Origin of the sequence: Aeromonas sp. SCS5 (assembly GCF_001887375.1) — a bacterium.
Lineage (GTDB): Bacteria > Pseudomonadota > Gammaproteobacteria > Enterobacterales > Aeromonadaceae > Aeromonas > Aeromonas jandaei.
Genome location: NZ_LFCS01000003.1, coordinates 384,482 through 402,215 on the forward strand (window position 1 = coordinate 384,482; position 17,734 = coordinate 402,215).

Here is a 17,734-nt window from a genome sequence, read left to right on the forward strand (position 1 = left end):
ACCGCATAGATGACAAGCCCCCGCCAGCAATGGCGGGGGCTTTTTTATAACGACGGGTTGGGTGCTGCGAGGACTGGATTTATGGGGCGAAGAGCGTAACTACCGTAAATCAGGCTGCGGCTTGCGGCTGCGTGGACGGGGCAGGGCATGCCACAGCTTGCGGGCCGTGACCAGAAAGGGGCGCAGGATTAGCGCACCCAGACGGCTGTAGCGCACATTGTCTTTCGGGCCGACCCCGAAGGTGAGGGGCTCTGGCTGGTGGTTGGTGACGTAAAGAGTGCCGAACCACCAATCCCACAGCGACAGGTTGATCCCGAAGTTGTGGTTGAAGTGGCGGGGATCCCGGCTGTGGTGGATCTGGTGCTGGGCCGGGCTGTTGAAGATATGCTCCAGCCGCGGGCCAAACGACAGCCAGATATGGCTATGGCGCAAATTGGCGGCCAGCGAGTTGAAGATCAGCACCAGATAGCCCACCCCAAACAGGGTGTAGGGGCGCACGGAGCCGCCGCACAGCCAGTAGAAGGCACCGGAGTAGAGGGCGAGCGCGCTCCCCTTGAGCAGGATTTCAGAGAGCTTCTCCACCAGATGAATGCGGCTGGCTGACGGCGGCACCAGCACGGTGGCACTGTGGTGCACCTTGTGAAACTCCCACAGCCAGCGGCTGTGAAAGAGACGGTGCAGCCAGTAGTGGACGAAATCGCTGACCAGAAATACCCCGAGGCCATAAAGCATCATCAGCCAGCTCGGCTCGGCCAGACGGGGACGCTCACCCCACAGACGGGTGAGCGCGGAGGTAATATCCGTTGCCTGCAAAAGCCAGGGGTTGAGCAGAGTCAGGATCGGCACGATCAGGGCCACATGGAGCAGGGCACGCACCAGATAATACTGGTAATCGAGCAGGGCTGAGGGATGCAGCCAGATGGCCCGGCCGCCAAGAAACCGGGCGAAACTGCCCGCTGCCGGGCCCTGCTGGTGCCGACGCACACGGTAGAGGAGATAGGCAATGAGGCCGGATATCAGCAGGAAGGGGAGCCCAAGCCGCCCGTTGAAATCAAGCAGTCCGGTCAGGCAGTGCCAGATCGGAGTGAGCAGCCACTGCTGCACGTAAGCAAAGAGATGGGCGAGCGTATCCATAGGGTCCATACCGTGAGCATCCTGGCGGCGGCATTCTAAATGTAAACAACTCTCGATAAAAGCCCATGTCTGTTGTCGGGTCATACCTGTTGTCGGGTTATATCTGGGGGCGTTCCTGTTGCGGCAACCCCTGTCTGGTCGGGGAGAGGGGCGAGGCGATGGGACTTTAGCCTTGTGGATCAATTCTCTACAATGAGCCATCATGTGTGCGCCCGCCGCCTGGCGGGTTTGCCTCCAGCCTCAGTACCGGATATCCGATGACGCTCTCTCTCTTTTCTGTTTCCCCCGCCATGCGCACGCTGGCGCTGCTGATCCCCTTGCTGCTGGCCGGTTGTGCCAGCGATCCCGCTTCTGTCCCGGCGCCTGGCGACACAACGGGCGCGACAGTGCCCGCCAAAAAGGCGACCCCGCCAGCCATGCAGCCGCGCAAGCCGGCGGACATGAAGAGCCGCATCGTGAGGTTTCTGCCCCGCCATGTGGTCGACAAGCAGGGGTGGGCCAACGATGTGGTGACGGCGCTCACTACCCAGGGGGTGACAGTCAATGACCACAACGTCTGTACCGTGCTGGCGGTAGCGGAGCAGGAGGCGACCTATCAGGCCGACCCCGTGGTGCCGGGCCTTGGCAAGATCGCTTGGAAGGAGATCAACTCGCGGGCGGCCAAGCTGCTGATCCCCGAGTTTATGGTGCGAGCCGCGCTCTCCATCAACTCGCCGACCGGCAAGAGCTATGCCGAGCGCATCGATGTGCTTCGCACCGAGCGGGAGATGAGCGAAATTTTCGAGGACATGATCAGCATGCTGCCGATGGGCAAGACCCTGTTTGGCAACATGAACCCGGTGCATACCGGCGGCCCGATGCAGGTGAGCATCGCCTTTGCCGAGGCCAATACCCGCGGTTACCCCTATCCGGTCAAGGAGTCCATCCGCCACGAAGTCTTTACCCGCCGCGGCGGTATCTGGTTTGGTACCAAACATATCTTCGGCTATGAGGCGGAGTACCCCGATACCCTCTACCGCTTCGCCGACTTCAACGCCGGCTGGTATGCCAGTCGCAACGCCGCCTTTCAGGCCGCTGTCAGCCGTTTGAGCGGTACCACGCTGGCTCTGGATGGCGATCTGATCCGCTATGACTCCGACCTGCCGGGCAAGACGGAACTCGCGGTCTATACCATCGCCAGCCGGATCAACATGAGTCAGCAGGCGATCCACCAGAGCCTGAAACTCGGCGATACCGCCGAATTTGGCCAGAGCGACCTCTATCATCGCGTGTTTACGCTGGCAGACCAGAAAGCGGGCAAGCGGCTACCCCGCGCCATCCTGCCGGGCATTCAGCTGAAAAGCCCCAAGATCACCCGCAACCTCACCACCGCCTGGTTTGCCAAGCGGGTGGATGACAGGGAGCAGCGCTGCGTGCGGCAGATGGCGACCATTCGCTAAGAAACACAACAAGGGCGGCCAATTGGCCGCCCTTGTTGTTTTCGCTGTTTACCGCTCTTCAGCTTGCCGCGTGATGATCTATTGGCATTTTGGACCACTCTGCTGAGCATGGCCACCTCATGAGGTACGGGACGCCTCACAGGTGTGAAGTCCATTTCAACGCTGTTGTCTGATGTGCAATGGCCACGTGTTAACAGTGGGTTCAACAAGCTTGTGTGATCTATGCCATGACTACTCTGCCCGCGCCTGCATTGTTCTGTTTGTTACCCAGTGACGAGATAGTTCAATCGCAAAACCAGATTGAATTGAACTTTTTTATTCGGTTTTTTAAGTGGGTGGTGGGGGGTAGGCTAGTCTCAACTGCGAAGCGAAGGGTTTCGCCGTCATTATGACCACAATGAGGATCTGAAGATGGACAAACACGCTAGCGGGGCCGGTCAGTGCCCCTTTGCCCACGGTGCCAATACCTCTGCCAGCCAGGAGCATCAAGTCTGGTGGCCCAATGCCCTCAACCTCGACATCCTGCATCAGCATGACCGCAAGACCAATCCGATGGATGAGACTTTCGATTATGCCGACGCCTTCAACAGCCTCGATTACGATGCCCTCAAGGCCGATCTGCATGCCCTGATGACTGACAGCCAGCCCTGGTGGCCGGCCGACTGGGGCCACTACGGCGGCCTGATGATCCGCATGGCCTGGCACTCCGCCGGCAGCTATCGCGCAACCGACGGGCGCGGCGGCGCCAACACCGGCAACCAGCGCTTCGCCCCCCTCAACAGCTGGCCAGACAACGGCAACCTCGACAAGGCGCGCCGTCTGCTGTGGCCGATCAAACAGAAGTACGGCAACAAGATCTCCTGGGCTGACCTGATGATCCTGGCGGGCAACGTTGCCTATGAATCCATGGGGCTCAAGACCTTCGGTTTTGCCGGTGGCCGCGAGGACATCTGGCATCCGGAAAAAGATGTCTACTGGGGTTCCGAGAAGGAGTGGCTGGCACCGAGCGGCAGTGAAGGGAGCCGTTACAGCGGTGAACGGGATCTGGAGAACCCGCTGGCGGCGGTGATGATGGGGCTGATTTACGTCAACCCGGAAGGGGTGGATGGCAACCCGGATCCCCTGAAAACCGCCCACGATATGCGCGTCACCTTTGCCCGCATGGGGATGAATGACGAAGAGACCGTGGCGCTCACCGCCGGTGGTCACACTGTCGGCAAGGCCCACGGCAACGGCAGTGCAGCCAAACTGGGGCCTGCTCCCGAAGGGGCCGATGTGCACGAGCAGGGGCTGGGCTGGATCAACCACGAGAGCCGCGGTATCGGCCGTGACACTGTGACCAGTGGCCTTGAAGGGGCCTGGACCAGCAACCCGACCCGCTGGGACAACGGCTACTTCAAGATGCTGCTGGGCCACGACTGGTGGCTCAAGAAGAGCCCGGCCGGTGCCTGGCAGTGGGAGCCCGTCGCCATCAAGGAGGAAGATCGCCCGGTTGATGTGGAAGATCCCTCCATCCGCTGCAATCCCATCATGACCGATGCGGACATGGCGCTGCGCTTTGATCCCGTATACCGGGAGATCTCCGAGCGCTTCGCTGCGGATCAAGCGCTCTTCTCCGACGCCTTTGCCCGCGCCTGGTTCAAGCTGACCCACCGCGACATGGGGCCGCGCAGCCGCTATCTGGGGCCGGAAGTGCCGGGCGAAGTCATGGTCTGGCAGGATCCGGTACCGGCGGTGGATTACCAGCTCTCCGATAAGGAGGTGAGCGAGCTCAAGGCCAAGCTGCTGGCCTGCGGCGTGGCGCCGTCAGATCTGATTGCAACCGCGTGGGACAGTGCCCGTACCTTCCGTGGCTCCGATTATCGCGGCGGTGCCAACGGAGCCCGCATCCGCCTCGCGCCGATGAAAGCGTGGGAAGGCAACGAACCGGCTCGCCTCGAGAAGGTGCTCAACGCCCTGATCGCCCTGCAGGCCACCCTGAGCAAGCCGGTCAGCATTGCCGACCTGATTGTGCTGGGCGGTAGCGCAGCGGTGGAGCAGGCGGCCAAGCTGGCCGGCGTTGATATCGTGGTCCCCTTTGCGCCGGGCCGCGGCGATGCCAGCGCCGAGCAGACCGATGCCGAGTCGTTCGCCTTCCTCGAGCCAGTGCACGATGGTTTCCGCAACTGGCAGAAGGGGCACTACAAGGTGCAGCCGGAGGAGATGCTGCTCGACCGTGCCCAGCTGCTGGGGCTCACCGCCCGCGAGATGACGGTGCTGGTCGGCGGGTTGCGGGTGCTTGGCACCAACCACGGCGGCTCGGCCCACGGCGTCTTTACCGACCGGGTCGGGGTGCTCAGCAACGACTTCTTCGTCAACCTTACCGACATGGCCTATAGCTGGCAGCCGACTGGCCGCAACAGCTACCAGATCGTGGATCGCCAGAGCGGCGCGGTGAAGTGGACCGCTACCCGGGTTGATCTGGTGTTTGGCTCCAACTCGGTACTGCGTGCCTACGCCGAGGTCTATGCCCAGCAAGACGGCAAGGAGAAGTTCGTCCGCGACTTCGTCAAGGCCTGGGTCAAGGTGATGAACAACGACCGTTTCGATCTGAAATAAGTCGCTTCAACCCCAATGAGAACGCCAGCCGCAAGGCTGGCGTTTTTATTGGCGGCAACAGAGAGAGTGAAAAGGGGCATTTTGTGGCCCGATCACCCTTTGTCATCAGATCGGAGGGGGGCCGTTTGTCGACACTTTCGAGCGGATGAAGGCCGCTTTGCTCTTTGGGTCGCTCCCTTGCTGGCTGAATAGCGCGAAATTAATAAACATTTTACTTTATTAATTCGGCGCTATCCGGGCTGCTGTCGCCTCCAGAATCGTGTCACAGCACTGCTGGTGGCTTTGAACCTGCCCGGAAAAGGCTGCCCGATCTCTCTTTTATCCCGCGCATCTACCGCTCAGATCAGAAACTCATGGCCAGCCCGACCGAATAACCGCGGGTATTGTTGCTGAACATATAGCGGGCGACCAGCCGGGTGCGGCTGACGATGATGTGGTACTTGCTGCTGTCGATCTCAAGGCCGAGCCCCAGCGAGTTGAGGGCATTGAAGCCGAGCAGCCCACGCTGCTCGCCGAGGTATTCGGTACGGGCGCCCTCCATCACATAGCGCAGCGGGCGATCGAGCAGGGTCCAGTCAAACACCGGCGCCCGGCGGCGCAGATAGAGGCCGAGGTTCTCCGCCTCGGCACTGCCACGCACACTTTCCGAGGTATTGCCGAAGCTCTGCAGGTGCTGGTAGGAGTAACGCAGCTCGGCATCGATATCCTGAGTTTTGGAGAAGAGCTCGTAGTCGACCATCAGCGAGCCACCCAGCCCGTACATGTTGAGCTGGCCGTTTTCGAGAAAATCGAGGGAGTAGCCTTTGGTACGATCGAGCAGCCAGTTACCGATGCGAATATCGCTGGCCATGGTGCCCAGCGAGACATTGGCGATGGGGCGCAGTACCCAGTGGCCGCCCTGTTTATCCCTGTGCAGGGAGAAATCCCAGCCAACGCCGCCCGAGGCAGTGGCGCTGTTCCAGCGGGTGGGGATGGTGCGGCTCTCGCTGCCGTTGCTCATCACGAACTGGGGATCGTAGCGGCTAAAGCCGAGGGCCCCCTCCAGATAGATAGGGAACGATTCGCTCATCGTCGCGCCACCGCCCAGCTGCGCCATGCTGAGGGCGGCCGACTGGCCACTGCCGCTGCCGAGGGAGAGATCGCTGGCGGTGATATCCGGCACCACGGTAAAGCTCATCAGGGAGAGCACGGCATTGGCGCGCTGCTGCGCCCACTCTTCATCCTGGGTTGCGCTCTGGGCGGCGTTGCCGAGCATGGCCAGCATAAGGGGCCACAAGGTCGGGAAGGGTCTGAACATGCGTCTTGCTCCTGCACGGCGACATCCTGTCACTCTGGCTCTACTGTAGCGAGATCTGCTGCCGTTGGCGCGCATCAGATGCTGCGATTGCCACTGCAATCCCGATTTTTCTCAACAGAGGCAAGGGGTTGCCGCCAGCGGCAGCCCTTTGCAGTTTTGCCGCTAAAGGTTGCCTGTCCGCGGCCGATACTCCATATGAGATCGTGTGGAGGACAAGCCGTTGGACGCTTGGAAGTTGGGGTTGATCAGCATATCGGTGAGTATGCAGGTACAGGCTGGGGTGACCGAATTCGGTGCCGGTCTGGATCAATCCGTCTGGCGTTTGACCTCCGATACCCAGATTGAGTGCCGCCTTGAGCACCCGATCCCGAACTGGGGAACGGGGGCCTTTGTCAGCCGCGCCGGGCGCAAGATCAATCTCGATTTCGAGCTCAAGGGGAAACGGCCACAGGCCAGAACCGAGACGGTGAGCCTTGGCATCATGCCGCCGGCCTGGCGCCCCGGTATTGCGGGGCGGGAAGTGAGCCAGCTCCACTTCTATCAGCAGTTTGATGGACTGGTTGAGGGACAGACCGCCTGGACCATGCTCGACGAGCTGGAGGGGGGCAACATGCCCACTTTCCAGTACCGGGACTGGTATCGCCAGAACCGGCCGGTGCGAGTGTCGCTCTCGTCGGTCAACTTCCGGGTCAAATATCAGGCGTTCCTTGACTGTCAGAGCGGGCTGCTGCCCTACAGCTTCAACGATATCGCCTTTAGCGTGCTCACCTACGACAAGAACAGCGATCAGCTCTCCATCTCATCGAAACGACGGCTGGCGATGATCGGCGAATATATCAAGGCGGACAAGAGTATCGATGTGGTGGTGATCGACGCCTACAGCGACAGCTACGGCGGGCGCTGGACCAACCAGAAACTCTCGGAAAAGCGGGCCGATGCCATCAAGAAGGTGTTCGTCGATCTGGGGCTCGATCCCGGCAAGATCTCGGTGGAGGGGCATGGCGAGAAGCAGCACGTTGCCTCCAACGAAACCGAGCAGGGGCGTGCCAAGAACCGGCGGGTGGTCATCAGCATGGGGCGCAACGGCGAGATCTAGCCCGGCAGCCCAAGCAGACAAGTATAAAAAAAGAGCGCCAGCGCGCTCTTTTTTTATCCTGCCATCGGGCGTTTTTACCCGGGCCGCTTAGAAGCTGTCGCCAAGGCCGGTGCCGGCATCTTTCTTGGCAATCAGTTCAATCTTGTAACCGTCCGGATCTTCGACGAAGGCGATGACGGTGGTGCCGCCTTTGACCGGACCCGGCTCGCGGGTGATCTTGGCACCGGCGGCGCGCAGCGCTTCACAGGTGGCGTAGATGTCGTCCGCTTCCAGCGCGATGTGGCCGTAGGCGGAGCCCAGTTCGTACTCGCTCACCCCCCAGTTGTAGGTCAGCTCGATCACCGCTTCATCTTTCTCGTCACCGTAGCCGACGAAGGCCAGGGTGTACTTGTACTCGCTGTTCTCGCTCTTGCGCAGCAGCTTCATGCCAAGGACGCGGGTGTAGAAGTCGATGGAGCGTTGCAGATCGCCGACACGCAGCATGGTATGCAGAATTCTCATTGCTCAGTTCTCCGGGTTGGTGATGTGTACTGCTTTCAATCTCGGTTGTGAAGCTATCAGCTCTCGGGATAGACCTTCTCTTTGTACTCGCACAAGTCCTCGATGATACAGGAACCACAGCGGGGCTTGCGAGCCAGACAGGTGTAACGCCCGTGCAGGATGAGCCAGTGGTGGACATCCAGCTTGAACTCGGCGGGCACCACTTTAAGCAGCTTCTCCTCCACCTGATCCACGTTCTTGCCCACCGCAAAACCGGTGCGGTTGGATACCCGGAAGATATGGGTATCGACGGCGATGGTGGGCCAGCCAAAGGCGGTGTTGAGTACCACGTTGGCGGTCTTGCGGCCGACACCCGGCAGGGCTTCCAGCGCTTCGCGATTCTCCGGCACCTCGCCGCCATGGCGCTCCAGCAGGATGGCGCAGGTCTTGATGACGTTCTCGGCCTTGGTGTTGAAGAGGCCAATGGTCTTGATGTACTCCTTGAGCCCCTCCACCCCGAGATCCAGCATTGCCTGCGGGGTGTTGGCCACCGGATAGAGCTTGTCGGTCGCCTTGTTGACGCTGACATCGGTCGCCTGCGCCGAGAGCAGCACGGCGATCAAGAGCTCGAACGGCGAATTGAAGTTGAGCTCGGTGGTGGGGTGGGGATTGTGCTCCCGCAGTCGCTCCAGTATCTCTCTGCGTTTCTGGTTGTTCATGCAGCCTCGCGTGGTGTCATAGCTGGGTCGCCCGGGCACGGACGGGGGGCACATTGCAGTGAGCCACTGTGGTCGCCTGCTTGCGGTCACGCCACTCGTTGATGGCGTTCTTGGCGGCGATCAGCAGCCCCAGTCCGATAAAGCCGCCCGGCGGCAGAATGGCCAGCAGCAGGCTGGCATCGGCGTGGAACAGCTCGATGCGCAGGGATTTTGCCCACTCGCCCAGCAGCAGATCGGCGCCATCAAACAGGGTGCCCATGCCGATGATTTCGCGCATGGTGCCAAGCACCAGCAGCACCAGAGTAAAACCCAACCCCATCATCAGGCCGTCGAGGGCCGCCAGCAGCGGCGGGTTCTTGGAGGCATAGGCCTCGGCGCGGCCGATGATGATGCAGTTGGTGACGATGAGGGCGATAAAGATGCCGAGCGCCTGATAGAGGCCATAGGTGTAGGCGTTCATCAGCAGCTGCACGCTGGTCACCAGCGAGGCGATGATCATTACGTAGACCGGGATGCGGATATCCTTCGGCACCCAGTTGCGCACCAGCGAGATGGCGAGGTTGGAGCAGACCAGCACCGCCATGGTGGCAAGGCCGAGCCCCAGCGCATTGGTAAAGGTGGAGGAGACGGCGAGGGTAGGGCACAGGCCCAGCACCTGTACCAGCGAGGGGTTGTTCTTCCACAGCCCCTGTACCATCAGCTCCTTGAGCTCGCCCTTGCGGCTTTCCAGCTCGGCGATCGGGGCGGTGCCCGTTTCAATCTGTTCCATCTGTGTCATGACGGGGTCGACTCCGGTTTATTGTGCGGCCGGACAAGCCGGGGCGTTGCTGAGCAGTTCCGGGTGCTCGTGCTGCAGTTTCAGCAGGTTTTTCACCGCCTTGACCACAGCACGGGGGGTGATGGTGGCACCGGTAAAGGCATCGAACTCGCCGCCATCCTTCTTCACTGCCCACTCAGATTCATTGTCGGCGGTCAGGGATTTTCCGGTAAAGCTGTTGATCCAGTTTGATTTTTTCAGCTCGATCTTGTCACCAAGGCCGGGGGTCTCTTTGTGAGCGAGCACTCGCACCGCGCTGACGGTGCCCTTGGCATCAAAGCCCGCCACGATACGGATGGCACCGCTGTAGCCGTCCGGCGCGATCGCCTCCAGTGCATAGCCGGTCACCACGCCATTCTTGCTGGCGGTATAGAGGGCTTGTGGCTGATCGCTGCCCAGATACTTCCTGCTGGTCACCAGCTTGCAGCTGGTCACCAGATCGTTGTCATAGCTGCCGGCAGGCAGCAGCGCCTCCAGCGTCTGCAACTTCTCCAGCTGCTGCTGGTGGGCGATCTTGTCCTTGGTCAACTCGTTGGTCAGCACCACCAGAGCGGTGCAGCCCAGCGCGAACATGGCCAGGATCAGGCCATTCTTGCGCATGCTCTTTAACATGTCCGGGCTCCGTCAGCTGTGATGGGGAAAGAGGGCAGAAACATCATTGGCGACGGGCTCCATACACTTTCGGGCGAGTCAGGCTGTCGATAAAGGGTACGCAAAGGTTGGCCAGCAGCACGGCGAAGGCGAACGCATCCGGATAGCCGCCAAAGCGGCGAATGATGTAGACCAGCACCCCGATCAGCACGCCATAGACCAGGCGGCCGCGCGGGGTGGTGCAGGCGCTGACCGGATCGGTGGCGATAAAGAAGGCCCCCAGCATGGTGGCGCCGCTAAAGAGGTGGAACATCGGCGTAGCGGTCGCATCCGGGCTCATCAGGTAGCCGAGGGTCGCCGCCGCCAGCAGGGAGCCCAGAATGGCGGTCGGGATGCGCCAGTTGATCACCTTCTGTTGTAGCAGGAAGAGGCCGCCCAGCAGATAGCCGAGGTTGACCCAGCTCCAGCCGATGCCGCCCCAACCCTCGAACAGCGGGCCGCTCAGGATCTCGCCGGTGGTGAGCCCCTGAGTCAGGCCGGTTTTCAGGGTATCGAGCGGGGTCGCCATGGTCAGCCCATCCACCCCCTGCTTGAGCTGGGCCATGCTGTAGCCGTCGAGGCTAAAGCCGGTGAAGATGACCGAGGCCGCATCGCCAAAGCCGAGGCTGTAGGCGCGTACGCTCTCCGGCGGCAGCCAGCTGGTCATCTGCACCGGGAAGGAGACCAGCAGCAGCACGTAGGCCACCATGGCCGGGTTGAACAGGTTCTGACCCAGCCCGCCGTAGAGCTGTTTGGCGATGATGATGGCGAAGGCAGTGCCCACTACCATCATCCACCACGGCAGCAGCGGCGGCAGGGATAGACCGATCAGCACGGCGGTGAGGGCGGCGCTGCCATCCATCAGGGCCGGTTTGACGGGGCGGCCCCGCAGCTTGAGCACCAGCGCCTCACTCACCAGCGCGGTCACCAGCGCAATCAGGATCTGGATAAAGGAGCCCCAGCCGAAGAACCAGGTCTGGGCCAGCAAGCCCGGCACACAGGCCAGGATCACCAGCAGCATCAGGGTTCGGGTCTGTTTGCGGTTATGGGCAAACGGCGCAGTCGCGATATTGAACATGGATTAGTGCATTACCTCGTTGTTTAACGATGGGCCAGCGAGCATCAGCGCGGCTCGGCGTCGGATGATGATCCCTCATCCGGGGTGGCCCCACTGGCCCTGGCCGCGTCGGCAGCCAGTTTTTTCGCCTTGGCACGGGCGACGGCAGCGGCGATGGCTGCCTTCTTCGGGTCAACGCTCGCCTCGGCAACGGCCGGTTCGGCCACGGCCTCGCTCACCGGCTCGGCGAGTGCTTGCTCACCGCGAGCCCCTTCTGCTGCCTGCATTGGCTCACCCGGTTCCGCAGCCTGCTGGGCCGCCTTCTTGACCTTGGCGCGGGCAATGGCTGCGGCGATAGCGGCTTTCTTGGGATCGACCGCTTCGCTGGCCGCAGATGGCTCATCGCTTTGGGTTGCAGCTGTTTCGCTGGTGCCTGCGGTTGCAGTCAGAGAGTCCTCAGCGCTGTCGCTCTGCTGGGCTGCCTTTTTGGCCTTGGCGCGGGCAATGGCCGCGGCGATAGCGGCTTTCTTGGGGTCAACCACTTCGCTGGCCGCAGATGGCGTATCGCTTTGGGTTGCAGCCGTTTCGTGGGTGCCTGCGGTGGCAGTCAGATCGCCCTCAGCGCTGTCGCCCTGCTGGGCGGCCTTTTTGGCCTTGGCCCGAGCGATGGCCGCGGCGATCGCGGCCTTCTTGGGATCGACCGCTTCGCTGGCCGCAGATGGCGCATCGCTTTGGATGTCTGCGTCGGTTGTCGCGCTGTGATCTGCGCTTACCGACTCACCACTGGCTTCGGCCTTTTTGGCCTTGGCACGGGCAATGGCGGCGGCAATCGCTGCCTTTTTCGGATCGGCCTCTGCTGAAGGCTGGCTTTCGGCCGCGCTATCTGTAGCAGGAGCATCGCCAGCCTGAGCCGCTTTCTTGGCCTTGGCACGAGCAAGAGCCGCGGCGATGGCCGCTTTCTTGGGATCGCTGGATGGGTCAACCGCCTCGGCGGATTGCGGCGCAGCAGCTGTTTCGCTGTTTGCGCTCTCCGCCAGCTTGGCAGCGCGGCGCGCTTCCGCTTCCCGTTTGCGCGCTTCGCGGGCAGTGATCACCGCGCTGTTGTCGGGCACGCCCTCTGAGGTGGCTGCAATAGCGGTGATGGGCGCATCCTGCTTGGCCTTGATACGGGCCAGCGCGGCGGCAACGGGATCTTCCCCGCCAGCGGCAGTCATCGCCTGCCGGCGCTGGGCGGCGGCTTCGGCGTGGCGCGCTTCGCGGGCCGCTTTCTCCCGCTCGAAACGGGCCTGCTTGGCTTCGAAACGCTGCTTGGCGCGCTCGGCTTTTTCGGCCTCGGCACGGGCTTCGCGAATGTCATCCTTGGCGATCTTGTAGTACTGCACCAGCGGGATCTCGCTCGGACAGACCCAGGCGCAGGCACCGCACTCGATGCAGTCCATCAGGTTGAGTTTCTCGGCCTTGTCGTACTCCTTGGCCTTGCTGTACCAGTAGAGCTCTTGCGGCAGCAGGCTGGCCGGGCAGGCATCGGCACAGGCGCTGCAACGGATGCAGGCCTGTTCCGGGCCGGGGGCGGGCAGCTCGGCTTGCGTCGGCGCCAGCAGGCAGTTGGTCGCCTTGACCACCGGCACCATGGCGTGGGGCAGGGTAAAGCCCATCATGGGGCCCCCCATGATCACCCGCTGATCCGCCTCCGGTTGCAGCTCGAAACGCTGCAGCAGCCAGCGCACCGGCGTACCGAGGCGCACCCAGGCGTTGCCGGGCTTCTTGAAGCTGTCGCCGGTGAGGGTGACGATCCGCTCGATCAGCGGCTCGCCGTCGATAATGGCGCGCTTGATGGCAAACACGGTGGCGACGTTGAGCACCATGATGCCGATATCGACCGCGCGCCCGCCTTTGGGCACCTGACGGCCGGTCAGCAGCTCAATGGTTTGCTTGGCACCGCCCGAGGGGTACTTGGTCGGCACCGTCTTGACCAGCACATCTTCGTCGGTGGCGTGACGGGTCAGCTCGGTGATCGCCTCGGGCTTGTTGTCTTCCACCCCGATCAGGGTCAGCTTGGGTTTGAGCAGGTGCTTGAGCACCCGGATGCCATCCATGATCTCGTCGGCGTACTGCTGCATCAGCCGATCGTCGGTGGTGATATAGGGTTCGCACTCCAGCCCGTTGACGATCAGGATCTCGGTGAGCTGGCCGCGGCCATCGAGCTTGCTGTGAGTGGGGAAGACGGCGCCGCCAAGACCGGCAATGCCCGCCTGCTGGATGCGCTCGAGCAGTTCGCCCCGCTCCAGATTCCAGTAATCGGGTTTGCCGTCGAGCTCGCCCCACTCATCCTCGCCATCGGGGGTGAGGATGACGCAGAGATCGTCAAGCCCCGAAGGGTGGGCGACCGTGTGGTTGGCAATCTCGGTGATGGTGCCCGAGGTGGAGGCGTGCACCGGCACCACCCGCCCTCTGGCGTAACGGGTCAGCGGTTGACCCTTCTTGACCTTGTCACCCACCTGCACCAGCAGATCGCCGGCGGCGCCTGCGTGCTGGCGTACCGGAATGATCAGGCGCGGCGGCAGACCAGCCTGCTCGACCGGGCTCTGGCTCGATTGCAGTTTGTTGTCGGCGGGGTGAATACCACCGTGAAAGTCCCAGATATTCCCGGCTTTGATGCGTTCAAGTAAAGACTGCATGGTTACTCCACCAACTTGACCGGAATCTTGCCCGGAACATGCACGTTATTGAGATCCCACTTCCAGTTATCGACCGTGGTGGGCACCGGGATCATCTCGATGCAGTCGGTCGGGCAGGGATCGACACAGAGATCGCAACCGGTGCACTCGCTGGCAATCACGGTATGCATCGCCTTGGTGGCGCCGACAATGGCGTCCACCGGGCAGGCCTGAATGCACTTGGTGCAGCCGATGCACTGATCTTCGTGGATAAAGGCGACCTTCTTGACCGGCGCTGCGGCTTCGTCGCTGCCGCCCAGCGGCTGGGGTTCGACCCCCATCAGGTCGGCAATCTTGCGCATGGTGGCCTCGCCACCGGGTACGCACTTGTTGATCTGATCGCCGCCCGCAACCGCCTCGGCGTAGGGTTTGCAGCCGGGATAGCCGCACTGGCCACACTGGGTCTGGGGCAGCAGGGCATCGAGCTGATCGACGATGGGGTCTGCTTCCACATGAAACTTGACGGCGGCAAAGCCCAGGATAATCCCGAACGCCAGCGCCAGCAGGGTCAGCACCAGAATGGCAAAAAGAATATGGATCATGGTTATATCTTGATGAGGCCGGTAAAGCCCATAAAGGCCAGAGACATCAGACCGGCAGTGATCATGGCAATGGAGACCCCGCGAAACGGCGCGGGCACATCGGCGGCGACCAGTCGTTCGCGCATGGCGGCAAACAGGATCAGCACCAGGGAGAAGCCGGTGGCGGCGCCAAAGCCGTAGATCACGCTCTGCACGAAGTCATGACGCTCGTTGATGCTCAGCAGCGCTACCCCGAGCACCGCGCAGTTGGTGGTGATGAGGGGCAGGAAGATCCCCAGCAGGCGGTAGAGGGTCGGGCTGCTCTTGCGCACCACCATCTCGGTAAACTGCACCACCACGGCGATCACCAGAATAAAGGCGAGGGTGCGCAGATAGGCGATCTCCAGCGGCACCAGAATGTAGTGCTCCACCAGATAGGAGCAGGCACTGGCCAGGGTCATCACGAAGGTGGTGGCGAGCCCCATGCCGATAGCGGTTTCCAGCTTGCCCGAGACCCCCATAAAGGGGCAGAGGCCGAGGAATTTCACCAGCACGAAGTTGTTAACCAGCACTGTGCCGATCAATAAAAGCAGGTATTCAGTCATCGAAGGTCGGGTATCCGGTTTGAAGGCCGCAACATTATCTGATGTTAGGACACGTTAAACAACCGCAAGGCCGCATGGTTATTATGCAACTGGATAATTTAGACGGGGTTTTGGGGTCAGATCGCGGCACTTTTACTCATGGTCATGCGAGGCTGTAATCCCGGTCTGGCCAGCAGAGCAATGGCCAGGCCGGGATAGCCGTAAGGTGTTCAGGCTGGATGCGTGCGCAATAACTCCCCGTAATAATCCGGCAGTGCCGCAAACCCGGTCAGTTCTCCTTGCAGCTCTGCCAGTCTGGTCAGTTTCATGGCCGCTCTGAAACTTGCCGCATTCAGCTGTGTCAGAGGGTGGAGCAATGAAATAGAGGGCCCCAGCTCCAGCAACCAGTAAGGATTCACATTCCCCTCGGCCAGCGGTGTACCAGTCTGCTCTTCGGTCAGTTGTTCCCTTCGCAGTTTCCGGCATGTCAGCACAGGCCAGACCCGTGTGACTTCCCGTGTCTTGCCATCTGCTGCAAGGGTAGCTACGGCCAGATAGCTGATTTCGTTCATCAGCTGATCATCGTAACGAGTGGCGATAGTTTCTGCAGGGGTGTGATACCAGCGGGCAGAGCCATCACGAAATGCATCGAAGTAACTCGGCGAGCGGCTGTTTTCCGGTGCGGTCGGAATGATCAGGGTGAGATCATGGTGGCGGACCTGCTGCATCCCCAGGGTGGCAATCCGGCTGGGCTCTTCCAGATAGAAGTGGCCCGAGCGGATGGCAGGATAGCGAAACTCTTCCCCCGATTTACCCAGCTTTTGCTCAAGGAAGGATTGCAGCCAGCAAGAGCCGCTGTGATCCTCTGCTGGCAACAGGGCAAAGGCACCGATACCAATCCTGTCGAGCTCCTCCTGATAGGGATTTTTCGTTCCGGGTTGCTGGCTCATAAAGCCCGGATAGAGCGCAAAAGCGCCAAAGGTGGGTCGGCTTGGTATCGGGTCATCCTGTTGCTGATAGAGCAGGGCATCGCGATAACGGTGCATCTGGTTGATGGCATCATCGGGCACCCTGTCTCTCGGATCATCTTGAGTGCCATTATCGACCCGGTACTTGGCATCAAACAGCCAAATAAAAGTGTCGCCACTGCCAGTGGTGGCTTCGATCAGAATGTCCGGCTTCTGGGGAACCAGCAGGGAGTGAACCGGCTTGTTGGTCTTGTGAAATCTGGGTTCATGGGCCAGCTTGAGCCTTACACCGTCTGCTGCACGAAGGTACTCCCAGCAGTATTTCATCCCCTCGGCCAGCCGGGTATCCCAACCATCCCTGGTGAAGTTAAAGGCAGGTGTTTTCACCTCGGTAAATCCCAGCGTCAGGATAATCCGGCGTACTTCGAGCACGCACCAGAGCTCGTAGAGCTGATCCATGCTGCGCACGCCGGCCACGGCATCATTTCCCAACGCATCGAGATAGAGGCGCAGTTGCTGCCAGACCCGGTAAACCGCGCTATAGCCGCTCTTTTGCTGCAGTACCAGAGACTCGCGTTGTAACACTGCCGCCGGACCTATCTCCTGCATCAGGGGGTGAGCCAGCGCCTGATCCAGCGGTTTGCTCCATGCCTTGAGGCGGTCAAAAAAGGCTCTGGACAGCAGGGTGCGATCGCCCTGTTGGGTCAGCTGTTGCAGCATCCTTCCGGTGCGCTCCAGCACAAACTTGATAAAGCGGTTTTCCGGGGTATCCGTGGTCAGTTGTTTACGTTCCACCCGGTATCTGCGCTCGATACCGTTATCCAGATCCTGGCGGATCTGTTCGGCCTGCTTCGGGCGTGGCGGGCGCTTCATTCTGGCGGCCAGCAGATATTCGGTCTTGCTTTGCAGCCTGCTGTGGGGTGCATTGATTATCTGGCGGATCCCCCGCTCAAGGTCCTTGTGCAGGGCTTCGAAATGGGCAAGCCAGAGCAGGGGGAACGGTTCGGCCTTGCGCTGGCTGCGGCCCCCTTGCTGACTGGTTGCGCTGTTCAGGGTAAAACGCCAGTAGGGGTACTGCTCATCCAGCACCCGATGGATCAGCGGCACATCCCGGCGGATATCCAGCTTGACCGGATAGACCTCGAACCAGAGCGTCAGCTGAATGCGAGCAGCTTTTCCTGCAGCCGATTTCGGTTGATAAGAGAAGGGGAGTGCAAGTGTGCCTACATCGTTGCCGGTATTGAATCCCCCCAGCAGCTCCTGCGATCCATGCCTGCTTTTGAAGCGAAACGACTCGCAGATCCGCTGCAGATGATGCTCCAGCCGCGGCGCATCACTTCCCTCGCTAACGCCGTGAAGAAACTCCCATTCGAATTCGTAAAAGCAGTTCTCAAACAACAGGGGGGTTGGCAGTACCAGAGCGGAGAGCGCCTGATCATCAGGCAGCTCCAGCGGGCAACCATCAGCTTCAGCCAGAGTGATGGAAAGGGGCTGCGAGAAGCGCACAACTGGCGGTTCGTATCTGCTCGGGCTCGCTGGCAGGCCCGATTTGTCGCGCTCCTGTTGATGATGGGCGCGGGTAGCTTGTAACTGCTGATAACGATCCCCGACCGTCTTCTCATTGGCATAGATCCGCAAAATCCAGTCACGGCTCAGCAGGGTAAACAGGCACTCCAT

At 61.1% G+C, this 17,734-nt stretch carries 14 protein-coding genes; 3 read left to right on the forward strand and 11 right to left on the reverse strand.

Annotated features, from left to right (window positions below; genetic code table 11):
- Positions 1-99: 99 nt before the first annotated feature.
- Entirely contained in the window at positions 100-1,134 is a 1,035-nt protein-coding gene (locus BS300_RS04825) for a sterol desaturase family protein (RefSeq protein WP_071911358.1), read from the reverse strand.
- A gap of 257 nt (positions 1,135-1,391) precedes the next feature.
- Between BS300_RS04825 and BS300_RS04830 the strand changes: the two genes are divergently transcribed.
- Positions 1,392-2,573, forward strand: coding sequence for a DUF1615 domain-containing protein (locus BS300_RS04830; RefSeq protein ID WP_083593382.1), 1,182 nt, complete (start codon positions 1,392-1,394; stop codon positions 2,571-2,573).
- Positions 2,574-2,984: 411 nt separating this feature from the next.
- Positions 2,985-5,171, forward strand: coding sequence for a catalase/peroxidase HPI (katG, locus tag BS300_RS04835; protein ID WP_071911133.1), 2,187 nt, complete (start codon positions 2,985-2,987; stop codon positions 5,169-5,171).
- A 343-nt stretch (positions 5,172-5,514) separates the two neighbouring features.
- Here katG and BS300_RS04840 read toward each other — a convergent pair whose 3' ends face one another.
- Positions 5,515-6,435: a hypothetical protein gene (locus BS300_RS04840; protein WP_239693799.1), complete on the reverse strand. Its 921-nt coding sequence runs from the start codon at positions 6,433-6,435 to the stop codon at positions 5,515-5,517.
- Between the two features lie 253 nt (positions 6,436-6,688).
- On the opposite strand from BS300_RS04840, the gene BS300_RS04845 reads away from it, so the two are divergent.
- The gene (locus BS300_RS04845) at positions 6,689-7,564 is read left to right on the forward strand and encodes an OmpA family protein (RefSeq protein ID WP_192849733.1); all 876 of its coding nucleotides are present in this window, start codon (positions 6,689-6,691) and stop codon (positions 7,562-7,564) included.
- 87 nt (positions 7,565-7,651) lie between these two features.
- On the opposite strand, the gene gloA is transcribed toward BS300_RS04845, so the two are convergent.
- The 9 genes from gloA to BS300_RS04890 form a co-directional block, all read right to left on the reverse strand.
- Entirely contained in the window at positions 7,652-8,065 is a 414-nt protein-coding gene (gene gloA / locus BS300_RS04850; protein WP_005337610.1) for a lactoylglutathione lyase, read from the reverse strand.
- Between the two features lie 56 nt (positions 8,066-8,121).
- Positions 8,122-8,763: an endonuclease III gene (gene nth / locus BS300_RS04855; RefSeq protein WP_071911139.1), complete on the reverse strand. Its 642-nt coding sequence runs from the start codon at positions 8,761-8,763 to the stop codon at positions 8,122-8,124.
- 16 nt (positions 8,764-8,779) lie between these two features.
- Positions 8,780-9,532 (reverse strand): electron transport complex subunit E, encoded by a 753-nt coding sequence (locus tag BS300_RS04860; protein WP_033113586.1) that lies wholly within the window; start codon positions 9,530-9,532, stop codon positions 8,780-8,782.
- Between the two features lie 27 nt (positions 9,533-9,559).
- Positions 9,560-10,192: an electron transport complex subunit RsxG gene (gene rsxG, locus BS300_RS04865; RefSeq protein ID WP_033113576.1), complete on the reverse strand. Its 633-nt coding sequence runs from the start codon at positions 10,190-10,192 to the stop codon at positions 9,560-9,562.
- A 43-nt stretch (positions 10,193-10,235) separates the two neighbouring features.
- A complete protein-coding gene (rsxD, locus tag BS300_RS04870) occupies positions 10,236-11,288 on the reverse strand; it encodes an electron transport complex subunit RsxD (RefSeq protein ID WP_041208552.1) in 1,053 nt (350 codons plus the stop codon).
- Positions 11,289-11,332: 44 nt separating this feature from the next.
- Positions 11,333-13,945, reverse strand: coding sequence for an electron transport complex subunit RsxC (gene rsxC, locus BS300_RS04875; RefSeq protein ID WP_071911141.1), 2,613 nt, complete (start codon positions 13,943-13,945; stop codon positions 11,333-11,335).
- A gap of 2 nt (positions 13,946-13,947) precedes the next feature.
- Positions 13,948-14,526 (reverse strand): electron transport complex subunit RsxB, encoded by a 579-nt coding sequence (gene rsxB, locus BS300_RS04880; RefSeq protein WP_071911143.1) that lies wholly within the window; start codon positions 14,524-14,526, stop codon positions 13,948-13,950.
- A 2-nt stretch (positions 14,527-14,528) separates the two neighbouring features.
- On the reverse strand, positions 14,529-15,110 hold the full coding sequence (rsxA, locus tag BS300_RS04885) for an electron transport complex subunit RsxA (protein ID WP_042031202.1): 582 nt from the start codon (positions 15,108-15,110) through the stop codon (positions 14,529-14,531).
- 209 nt (positions 15,111-15,319) lie between these two features.
- On the reverse strand, positions 15,320-17,734 hold the full coding sequence (locus BS300_RS04890; RefSeq protein ID WP_071911145.1) for a DUF2357 domain-containing protein: 2,415 nt from the start codon (positions 17,732-17,734) through the stop codon (positions 15,320-15,322).